Source organism: Saccharomonospora sp., assembly GCF_027317685.1.
In the GTDB taxonomy this organism is placed as follows: domain Bacteria; phylum Actinomycetota; class Actinomycetes; order Mycobacteriales; family Pseudonocardiaceae; genus Saccharomonospora.
The window spans coordinates 1-10,388 of the sequence record NZ_DAHVQP010000054.1; the positions used below are offsets into that span (position 1 = coordinate 1).

Genomic DNA, 10,388 nt, shown 5'->3' on the forward strand with positions numbered 1-10,388 from the left:
ACGGACAGTCCTTCCTCGGCTGGGCCCGTTCGCTTCGCGAGGCCGCCCGACACCGTCGCGCGGAACTTCCACAGTGGAACAGGACTGTCGCGGATCCCGGGGAACCACTCAGCGCGGTTCCGTTCGATCCGGCCCGCGACATCGCCGCCACCGCGGTGCACCACGAGCGGTGGCTGGATCCGGCGACGACCCGTGCGCTGCTGACCACCCTGCCGTCGGCCTACCGCACCACCCCGGACGCCGTACTGCTGACCGCGCTGGTCACGGCGGTCAGTGCCTGGCGTGACCGGAAGCCCGACCTCCTCGTCGCGGTGGAGAGCCACGGCCGACCACCGCACAGTCCCGACCGGAGGCGTTCGGTCGATCTGTCCCAGACCGTCGGCTGGTTCACCGCCGTGTACCCGGCTCGACTCACGTTGCCGGACGGTCCGTCCGCGGACGGCATCAAAGCGGTCAAGGAACAGTTGCGGTCCTACGGCGACGGGCTCGGTCACGGCATCCTCGTCGCGGCGGGAGAACCGACGCTCGCCACGGCACCGGAACCGGAGATCAGCTGGAACTACCTGGGGCAGTTCCCCGCCGCCCCGACGGACGCGGCGCCGTGGCATCCGGCTCCGGGCGCGGACCCTCTCGGCTCGGGCGGGGAGACCGTGCCGCTGCCGCACAGCCTCATGGTGTCCGCGCTGGCCCGGGACGAGGGACGGGGCACGGTGCTCGGGATGCGGTTCACCTGGCCGTCGGCGCTGTTCGCCGAATCGGAGATCCGAGACCTCGCCGAGCACTTCCACCGGACGCTGGTCGCTTTGGCCAACGATCCGGACGTACGAGCCCGAGCGGGCCTCACCCCGTCGGATCTGCCTCTGGTCGAGCTCGACCAGGCCGCGATCGACGAGTTGGAGAAGGAATACCCGGTCGTCGACGTCTGGCCGTTGACCTCGTTGCAGGAACTGATGCTGCGACAGTCGCGGGGCAGGGCAGCGGGCACGCCCGACCCGTACACGGTGCAGTCGACGTTCTCGCTCGAAGGGCCGCTGGATGTCGACGCGTTGTTCGCGGCCGGTGCCGACCTGCTGGAACGCCACCCGAGTCTGGGCGCGGCGTTCCCGGAGGCAAGGCAGGACATCCAGGTGATCCGGGCCGGGGTGCGCCCGGATTGCAGGCTGCGGGACGTGTCCGACCACGACCCCGAAACGCGGCAGCGGGCGGTCGAGGAGATCCTGGCCGAGGACCTCGCCGAGCCGTTCGTTCTGGCCGAGGGGCCCGCGGTGCGGTTGACCGTGATCCGACGTGGACCCGAAAGGGCGGAGTTCGTTCTCACCAGCCACCACGTGTTGTCGGACGGTTGGTCGGCTCCACGCATGCTCGCGGAACTCTTCGCCCGGTACACCGCGCGGGTACAGGACTCCGGCACGGGTGACCGTCTACCCGAACCGGTGCCGCTGAGCCGCTATCTGCAGCGGTTGGCGAGCAGGGACAGCGAGGCGGACTATCGTGCCTGGCACGCGGAGTTGGCCGGGCTCCCCGAAGGTGACTACGTGATCGGTGACCGCGTGGAGGACCCGGCGGCGGAGGAACCGGAGCCGATCCTGTTCACCGTCGACGAGGGCCTGGTCACCGAGCTGACCCGCGTCGCCGCTCGCCGGGGGCTGACACCGGGGACTCTGCTGCAGGGCGCATGGGCCACCGTCCTTGCTCTGCGCTCCGGTCGCCGGGACGTGTGTTTCGGAGCCATGGTTTCCGCGCGAACCCTCGAGGTCGACGGAATCGAGGAGGTCGTCGGACTGTTGGCCAACACCGTGCCGATGCGTGTGCGCTTCACCGGAACCCTGGCCGACGTGCTGACCGGTCTGCAGACACGGCACCAGGCGACCGCTGACCGGCATCACGTCCGGTTGTCCGAATTGGAGCGGCTGACCGGGCGCGAGCGGCTGTTCGACAGCCTCGTGGTGTTCGAGAACTATCCGGTCGATCCCGCCACCCTGCGCGAACCGGCGCCAGGGCTGACCATCGTCGGTACCCGGTTCCGGGAGCGGACACACCATCCGCTGACGGTGACGATCATGCCGGACGGCGGTGGCTGGCGTGGTGTGCTCGGCCACCGTCCCGGATTCTTCACCGCCGACGAGGTCGCGGCGCTCGCCGATGAGCTACTCGCGGTGCTCGAGTACCTGAGTGTTGAAGATCGGCTCGACATCGATGCCGAGACCGTGCCGGTATCCGGCCTGCCAGACGTTTGAGAACCGACGGGGTGAGTAGTGGTGAGCAGTGGTGTGCGGGGCGGCGGCACCATCGAGAAGATCGACGCGTCGCTGCTGCGGGTGGCGTTCATCCTGGTGCTCGGCACCTTCATGGCGTCGTTGGACGCCACGATCGTCACGGTCGGCATCGACACCCTCGTCGCTGAGTTCGGAGCCTCGGTCGCCGATATCCAATGGGTGACGACGGCGTATCTGCTGGCGATCGTGGCCGTGATGCCGATGTCGGGCTGGCTGGCGGACCGGTTCGGTGGCCGTCGGACGTGGCTGGCGGCCGTGGGAGTGTTCCTGTTGGGCTCCGCGGCCTGTGCTTTCGCGTGGTCGGCCACCAGTTTGGTGGTGTTCCGTGTACTACAGGGCCTGGGTGGTGGGCTGTTGCCACCGACCGGGCAGGCCCTGCTTGCGCGTGTGGCCGGGCCGGGCCGGATCGGCCGGATCATCAGTGTCGTATCGGTGGTGCCCCTGCTGTCCCCGGTCCTGGGGCCGGTGATCGGCGGGTCGATCCTGTCCGTGGCCGACTGGTCGTGGTTGTTCCTCGTGAACGTACCGGTCGGTCTGATCGCGATGGCGCTCGCGTGGCGTTACGTGCCCGTCGTCGCGCCCACCGACCGGGCCGCGCCGTTCGACGTCCGTGGTGCGATGCTGCTGCCGCCCGGCCTGGCTGTGCTGGTGTTCGGTCTCACGGAGCTGGGGGGGAACGAACAGGGCGGTGTGGGTCTCGCGGTCGTGGCTCTGGCCGTGGGAGCCGGGATGCTGGTGGCCTTCGGGGTGCACGGAATGCGTTCCCGGCGCCCGGCGTTGGTCGACGTCCGGTTGTTCACGCGACCTCCGTTCGGAGCGGCGGCTGTCGCGTTATTGGCCGTGGCCGCGTCGGTGTTCGGCACCATGTTCCTGTTGCCGTTGTTCCTGCAGACCGGGCGCGGACTGTCGGCGTGGGAAGCCGGGCTCCTGTTGGCACCTCAGGGAGTGGGAGCCGCGGCCGGCTCCTTGGTGGTAAGTCGCATCATCGGCCTGTTCGCCCCTCGGACCCTCGTACTCACAGGCATGGCGCTGATCGCGGTGGGCACCGTGCCGTTCACCCAACTGCCCGACCTCGGCGACGGGGTCATCGTCCTTGCGTTACTCGTGCGCGGAATGGGATCGGCGCTGATCGGAGCGCCGACGATGAACATCGTGTACAGCCGAGTGGGTCCCGAGCAGACCGCTCGGGCCTCCAGCGCGCTCAACCTCATGCACTACGTTGGTGGATCGTTGGGCACCGCCGTCCTCGCGGCGGTGTTGCAGGCCCGACTGTCGGCGGAGGGAGTCGACGTCGTCTCCGCGTTCGCCGGGAGTTTCTGGTGGGTGCTCGGGCTGTGCCTGCTCGCAGCCCTGTGGGCATGGAGGTTGCCGAGGCGAGCCGACCGGGAGGTGACTTCGTGACACTAGGCGCGCAGTGTCGCGCCGCCATCGACGTAGAGGTCCTGCATCGTGATGTGTCGGGCCTGGTCCGAGGCCAGGAAGACCACGGCCGCCGCGATGTCCTCGGGGTCGGCCAGTCTTCCCAGCGGGATACCCACCCGGAAGTTGCCCAGATCACCTCGGATCACCGCGTCGGCTCCGTCCGCGTTCCACATCCCACGCTGCATCGGGGTGTCGGTGGAGCCGGGAGCGACCACGTTGCATCGGATCCCGTATTCGGCCAGCTCCAGGCCGAGACACTTGGTGAACATGGTGGAGGCTGCCTTGGACGCGGCGTAGGCGGCCATCCCCTTCCGTGGCACGCCCGCCGCGTTGGAGGACACGGTGATGACCACTCCGCGGCGGCGGGGGATCATCAGGCGAGTCACGGCGCGCGAGACGGTGAACACGGCGGTGGTGTTCACCGCGAACGTGTGTTCCCAGTCCTCGTCGGAGTAGTCCACCACGTCGCCGGTGTGCAGAACACCGGCGACGTTGACCAGGATGTCGATCGGACCGAGCTCGCGTTCCACCTGTGACACGACTTCATGAACCCGGCCCGAGTCGGTGACATCGACGGTGATCCCAGCGAACTCCGGGTCGTCGGTGTAGGCGGCGAGCCCGTCGGTGGACCGGTCCAAAGCGGCGACGACCGCTCCCTGGGCGCGTAGTTCTCGTGCCACGGCCAAGCCGATGCCCTGTCCGGCCCCGGTGACGACAGCGGTCGTGCCCGCGATTCCGTTGTCCCGCACTCGGTCCTCCCGTGCTGCTCGACGCCGCTTCGGATTGATTAGGTTAGCCTAAGCTTGGTATGTGGAGAAGGTTGTTCCCGTGAACTGCCTGAGGCGTCACAGCTGTGTGGACAGCGGCGCGGCATCCTGCTAGGCGCGCGCCCATGCTGTGCGCGCACCGGTTCCGAGGACTTGGTTCCGAGGACTCACCGAAGCGGTGGCACGCCTTCATCGACGTCGTGTGCCGGGCGGAGTCTCGTGCGCGGGATTCCCGCTCTCTGGGATCAGGAGCCCACACCGAAAGCAAGATCGCTCTTTCCGTATCATCCTCGCGCGGCGGCAGCCTGTGTACGTCAGATCAGGAACTCGTGCCGCCGAGTCGAACTGGCCGCTCTCGGTCCGAGTCGGCCAGACCTGTGCCCGGGACCGGGCGAGGAAGGAGCGCGCCATGTCCGTGGGCAGCGAGCCCGGACCGCGGGACGGTGATTCGCCGATCGACTCCGCGACATCCACCTACGTCGAGCGCGGTGACGTCGGCTATCGACAGAGCCTGTCGAGCCTGCAGATGCAGATGATCGCCATCGGAGGAGCCGTCGGTGTCGGTCTCTTCCTCGGTTTGGGCGAGCAACTGCGAGCCGTCGGCCCTGGACTCGTGCTCTCCTACGCGGTCGTCGGCGTGCTGGTGTATTTGTTGATGCGGGCACTCGGCGAGATGTCGGTCTACCGGCCGACCACCGGGGCCTTCGTCTCCTATGCGCGCGAGTTCGTCGGCCCACGGTTCGCGCACCTGACCGGCTGGCTCTACGTCACCGTCGCCGTCCTGGTCGGGATCGCCGAGATCTCCGCGGTCGGCGTCTACACCGCATACTGGTTCCCGGACTCGCCGGAATGGCTGTCGCCGCTGGTGGCGCTGTGTCTGGTCTTCGGGTCGAACGTCTTGACGGTGCGGGCGTTCGGCCTGATCGAGAGTGCCGCGGCCGCCATCAAGGTGGTCGCCATCGTGCTGTTCTTGGCCACCGGGTTGCTGGTCGTGTTCTTCGGCGGCCCATTCGGTTGGGAGTCCGAGGCCGGCGTGACCAACCTCTGGGAAGGCGGTTTCCTCCCGCACGGAGTGTTGCCGGCGATCATCGTGATGCAGGTGGTGGTGTTCTCCTTCTCCGCGGTGGAGGTCACCGCGACCGCGGCGGGAGAGGCGAAGGACGCCGCGGTCGCTCTGCCGAAGGCCGTGCGCGGGGTCGTCGTGCGGTTGGGCTTGTTCTACATCGGCTCCGTGCTCGTGCTGTCGATGCTGTTGCCCACCGAGCGCTACAGCGGAGACGAGTCCCCCTTCGTCACCGCGCTGGCGAGCCTGGGCGTGCCGTACCTCGGCGGCATCATGAACGTCGTCGTGCTCAGCGCCTCGCTGTCCGGGGTGAACGCCGCGTTGTACGCGACGGTGCGATTGCTGCGTAACCTGGCCGCGCACGGCTCGGCGCCGAAGTGGACGGTGCAGATGTCGAGCCGGGGTGTGCCCGTCGGGGCTCTGTGGTTCGTCGGGGTTCTCTACCTCGCCGGAGCGGTGCTGATCCTCTTCGCCGACGCGGGGTCGATCTTCTCGCTCGCGCTCGGTTCGGCCTCGGTGTGCATCCTCCTCAGCTGGATATCGATCTTCGTGTCACATCTGCGCTTCAGCGCGAAGGTTCGCTCTGGAGACATCGCCCCCGTCGATTTCCGGATGCCCGGCATGCCGTACACCGACTGGTGCTGCCTGGCGCTTCTGGCGGTACTGGTCCTGTCGCTGTTGTTCGACTTCAGCGGGGACACCGGGTTCTACAGCCTGCTCGTGACCATGTCGCTGGTCGTGCTCCACTCGGTGACCTACGAATTCGTCAAACGCCGGGTGGCGCGCAAGGGGCTGCCGGATGTCAGCCCGGTGGGGCGGACTCGAAGCTGACAGACGGGATCACTCGATGACCGTGCGGACCGGGGTGCCGAGTTCGACGGTGCGACTGACCGTGCACAGCTTGTTGTGGGAGAGGGCGACGGTGCGAGGCAGTAGAGTGCGAGCCTCGTCTCCTTGCTGACCTTCGGGGAATTCCACGGAGAAGGTGACGGTGAGGTTCTTCATGCGGTTGCCGGTCTCCTCCTCCGCGACCTTGTCGCCGCTGACCGTGACCGTGAACGACGTCGGTTCGGTTCGGCGGCTGGTGGCGATGTCGGTGTCGACGGCGGTGCAACTGCCGAGCGCGGCGAGGAGGAGCTCGACCGGACTGAACGCCTCGTCACCGCCGATCGGGATGCTGGCGCCGCTGCCGTTGTGGGCGAGGTAGCGGCCTTTCGAAATCCGCTCGATGCGCACGGAGTTGGGCGAGATCGTCATGTCTGGAAACCTACCGTCACGTGGCTGCGCGGGCATGTTTCGCAGGTCGGACAGGTTAGGCAGGTGATGGTGCGGACCGCGCGTCCGCGCCGGGGCGGAAAAAGGGCGCGGACGCCGCCGAAGTGTGACGGTCATCGCCGAAGACGTCGGGGAGTTCTTTTTCGCTCCCAGCCGTGTGCGGGTCTTTAAGTCTTCGTGCTCAGGAAGAGGCGGCTGCGCAGCGCGGGCATTGATCGGTGTCGTCGGGGACGAGATGGTGGCATGCGGGGTGGTAGTATCGCCGAGACGCCCAACGGAGCAGCCAGAGGGTTCCACCGACCGTGACGGCCAGGCCGGTGAGTGTCCATCCCGCGACCAACAGCGCGACACCGAGGGCGAACACGCCGAGAATCGACAGCGTCAAGTAGATCGACGTCGTGTCTTCGGGCGACATCATGGTGCGTAGTGAGCGATCCAGCCCCGGATCGTCCTCGCGCAAATTGTTTTCGAGTTCGCTTAGTGTGTGTAGTTCTCGGTCACTCAAGGGCATTATCGATCACCTGTGAAACGGCACACAGAATTCCGGAAGAGGTTTTCATTCCCGGTCGGGTGTGCGGAGGAGGGGCGCGCTCATCCTGCTGGTTATGCCTGGTGGTATGCAATGGTGACGGTCACAGGAATCGTGTGTTCCTCGCGATTTCGATGTGGGGTCGCCAACAAGTGACTTGCCGCTGTGTGATCACTGCGTGATGTGATCGTGATTTGATTGGGGATGTTCGGGAGGCCTTTTCTCGTCTCGAAAAAGAGAGGGAATCACGGGAGTCGCGCGTCGGCTTTCGTCGCCCTCGTCCGGTTCGGGGCTGTCGCCGAAGGCGTGTCTAACGTCGGCGCACACCTGCAGCAGGTGTGCGGTGACGACCTCCGGGTCGACGGTGGCGGCTCGTGCCGTGGGCAGGGCGACGGTGAGGGCCGCGTGTTGGCCGTCGACGACGCCGATCGAGGCGCCGGTACGCACCATCAGATGCACCGTCTCGCCCACCAGGTCGTAAAGCTGTTGGAGATACGGGCGGATTCGGTCGGACAGTGGAGGGCCTCTGGCTCTGGCCAGGGAGAGGAGCTCGGGGCCGGGACGGTAGAGCCGTTTGTCGCCCTGCACGGCGAACCCCCGATGGCACAGCGTGGAGAGGTGATCATCGCCGGAGGCGGCATCGGCGGCCTGGGGGCGGCGCTGATGCTCGCGCGGCGGGGCGTCGGGGTCAGGGTGTTGGAACGCGCCCCGGAGTTCGCCGAGGTCGGTGCCGGGCTGCAGCTCGCTCCCAACATCACCCGCATGCTCGACGAAATGGGTGTGCTGGCGAAGATCCTTCCGTTGTCCGTCCACCCACGTCGGCTCGTCTTCCGCAACGCACGCAGCGGTGAGGAACTCACCCACCTCGACCTCGCCGACGCGAAGGAACGCTACGGCGGGCCTTACCTCGTGCTGCACCGCAGCGACCTGCTCCAGGCGCTGGTGGACGCCGCCGAGGCGGAACCGAGGATCAGCCTGCACACCGACCACCAGGTGACCGAGTTCGAGGACCATGGCAACTCCGTGGTGGTGCGGTGTCCCGATCGAGAACGTCGGCCGACGCGCCTCACTCGACGACGTCGTGGTGTGGATGGGGCCGGGACTCCACCTCGTGCAGTACCCGGTGCGCGCCGGGAAGCTCTACAACCAGGTCGCCGTGTTCCGCAGCCAGGAATACCTGGACGGCAAACAGGACTGGGAGACTCCTGAGGAACTCGACCACACCTATTCCGACATGTGCGAAGCGGTGCGCGTGGCCATCCGTCGCTGCGGCGCGACAACCGCTGGCCGATGTACGACCGGGAGCCGGTGACCACGTGGACGAAAGGCCGGACGACGCTACTCGGTGACGCCGCGCATCCCATGCTGCAGTATCTGGCTCAGGGCGCGGGGCAGGCGCTGCTCGACGGAGCCGCGCTCGCGACGTCTCTCCCGAGGCTCGGTCAGAATCCGTGGTCGACGACCGGGTTGGCCGAGGCCCTCAATGCCTACGAACGCGAGCGGGTGGACTTCGCCGGCCGCGTGCAGACCACAGCCCGCGTGTGGGGCGACATCTGGCACGTCGACACCTATGTCGCGACACTGCTGCGCGACGAGGTCTTCCGCAGCCGCGGCGTCCACGACTACCACCTCGTCGATTGGCTCTACGGGCCGGTTCGGGAGAACGGGCGGGCTGACTCCGTCTCCTCGAAGACCACCGTTTCCCAATCCGTGCACGCTTGAGAGCTGAAGGGACACCGATGTCGGACAACCCGGAGCAGGAGATCGACCACGGTTCGGTCGCGAACGAGATGACCCAGGGCGATGGCCCCGAGCTGACACAGCTGTACGAGGACTTCGACGCCCATCACCTTATTCCTCTGTGGACACAGATCGGCGACTTGATGCCGATGCATCCCAAGCCGGAGGCCGTCGCCCACGTGTGGAAGTGGTCGACGTTGTATCCGCTGGCGCAGCGAGCCGGAGATCTCGTCCCTGTCGGGCGGGGTGGTGAGCGGCGCGCGATCGCGCTGGCCAACCCGGGGTTGCCCGGCTCCGCCTACGCCACTCCCATACTGTGGGCGGCGATCCAGTACCTCGGCCCCAAGGAGACCGCGCCCGAGCACCGACACTCACAGAACGCGTTCCGCTTCGTCGTCGAGGGCGAGGGCGTGTGGACGGTCGTCGACGGTGATCCGGTGAGGATGTCCCGGGGCGACTTCCTGCTCACACCGGGCTGGCACTTCCACGGCCACCACAACGAGACGGACCAGCCGATGGCGTGGCTCGACGGCCTCGACATCCCGTTCTCCTACTACACCGATGTCGGGTTCTTCGAGTTCGGTGCCGACCGGGTCACCGACTACGCCACCCCCAACTACTTCCGTAGTGAACGCCTGTGGTGCCACCCCGGCCTGCGTCCGCTGTCCGGGCTGCGGAACACGGTGTCCTCGCCGATCGGGGCCTACCGGTGGGAGCACACCGACGCCGCGTTGACCGAGCAGTTGCTGTTGGAGGACGAGGGCCAGCCCGCCACCGTCGAACAGGGACACGCCGCCGTCCGCTACATCAACCCCACCACCGGTGGCGACGTCATGCCCACGATCCGGGCCGAGTTCCACCGGCTGCGAGCCGGGACGGTCACTCCCGCGCGCCGCGAGGTCGGGTTCAGCGTGTTCCAGGTGTTCGAAGGCCGGGGTCAGGTCGTGCTCGACGGCGTCGAACACCCGTTGGAGAAGGGCGATTTGTTCGTGGTGCCCTCGTAGGTGCCGTGGTCCTTGCAGGCTGAGGAGCAGTTCGACCTGTTCCGCTTCTCGGACGCCCCGATCATGGAGCTTCTGCACTTCAACCGCGTCCACGTAGAAGGAGAGCAACGATGAGGTTGGCGACCATCCGCCTTGGCGAGAAGACCGCCGCCGTGCGTGTCGAAGGCACCGCGGCGATCGAGACGGGATTCGCCGATGTCGGCGCTCTCCTGCGGGCCGGTGGTCTGGAGGCCGCCGCGACGGCCGACGGCGCCCGGCACGATGTCGACACCGTCGATCTCGCCCCCGTGGTGCCGAACCCCGGCAAGATCG

9 protein-coding genes and 3 pseudogenes are annotated in these 10,388 nt (G+C 67.4%); 8 read left to right on the top strand and 4 right to left on the bottom strand.

What is annotated here, in order from left to right; genetic code table 11:
• Positions 1-2,237 (top strand): condensation domain-containing protein (locus tag M7H19_RS06705; RefSeq protein ID WP_298178323.1); only part of this gene is annotated, 2,237 nt, incomplete at its 5' end.
• Between the two features lie 21 nt (positions 2,238-2,258).
• A complete protein-coding gene (locus tag M7H19_RS06710) occupies positions 2,259-3,677 on the top strand; it encodes a DHA2 family efflux MFS transporter permease subunit (protein WP_298178325.1) in 1,419 nt (472 codons plus the stop codon).
• A 2-nt stretch (positions 3,678-3,679) separates the two neighbouring features.
• On the opposite strand, the gene M7H19_RS06715 is transcribed toward M7H19_RS06710, so the two are convergent.
• Complete coding sequence (locus M7H19_RS06715; RefSeq protein ID WP_298178328.1) at positions 3,680-4,447, bottom strand: 2,3-dihydro-2,3-dihydroxybenzoate dehydrogenase; 768 nt, start codon at positions 4,445-4,447, stop codon at positions 3,680-3,682.
• Between the two features lie 427 nt (positions 4,448-4,874).
• Here M7H19_RS06715 and M7H19_RS06720 point away from each other — a divergent pair, with 427 nt between their 5' ends.
• The gene (locus M7H19_RS06720) at positions 4,875-6,359 is read left to right on the top strand and encodes an amino acid permease (protein ID WP_298178329.1); all 1,485 of its coding nucleotides are present in this window, start codon (positions 4,875-4,877) and stop codon (positions 6,357-6,359) included.
• A gap of 9 nt (positions 6,360-6,368) precedes the next feature.
• Here M7H19_RS06720 and M7H19_RS06725 read toward each other — a convergent pair whose 3' ends face one another.
• The 3 genes from M7H19_RS06725 to M7H19_RS06735 form a co-directional block, all read right to left on the bottom strand.
• Entirely contained in the window at positions 6,369-6,785 is a 417-nt protein-coding gene (locus M7H19_RS06725; RefSeq protein WP_298178331.1) for an OsmC family protein, read from the bottom strand.
• Positions 6,786-6,984: 199 nt separating this feature from the next.
• Positions 6,985-7,314: a DUF3040 domain-containing protein gene (locus M7H19_RS06730; protein WP_298178333.1), complete on the bottom strand. Its 330-nt coding sequence runs from the start codon at positions 7,312-7,314 to the stop codon at positions 6,985-6,987.
• Between the two features lie 189 nt (positions 7,315-7,503).
• Positions 7,504-7,920, bottom strand: a complete 417-nt coding sequence (locus tag M7H19_RS06735; RefSeq protein WP_298178335.1) for a hypothetical protein — start codon at positions 7,918-7,920, stop codon at positions 7,504-7,506.
• A gap of 75 nt (positions 7,921-7,995) precedes the next feature.
• Between M7H19_RS06735 and M7H19_RS06740 the strand changes: the two are divergent.
• The 5 genes and pseudogenes from M7H19_RS06740 to M7H19_RS06760 all read left to right on the top strand — a co-directional run.
• A pseudogene (locus M7H19_RS06740) lies at positions 7,996-8,325 on the top strand (FAD-dependent monooxygenase); the annotation flags it as partial.
• Positions 8,326-8,344: 19 nt separating this feature from the next.
• Complete coding sequence (locus M7H19_RS06745; RefSeq protein ID WP_298178340.1) at positions 8,345-8,644, top strand: hypothetical protein; 300 nt, start codon at positions 8,345-8,347, stop codon at positions 8,642-8,644.
• A complete protein-coding gene (locus tag M7H19_RS06750) occupies positions 8,641-9,054 on the top strand; it encodes an FAD-dependent monooxygenase (protein ID WP_298178338.1) in 414 nt (137 codons plus the stop codon). The genes M7H19_RS06745 and M7H19_RS06750 overlap by 4 nt, the downstream gene beginning before the upstream one ends.
• A gap of 17 nt (positions 9,055-9,071) precedes the next feature.
• Positions 9,072-10,190 (top strand): annotated as a pseudogene (locus M7H19_RS06755) (cupin domain-containing protein).
• Positions 10,187-10,388: pseudogene (locus tag M7H19_RS06760) on the top strand (2-hydroxyhepta-2,4-diene-1,7-dioate isomerase); the annotation flags it as partial. The pseudogenes M7H19_RS06755 and M7H19_RS06760, both read left to right, overlap by 4 nt.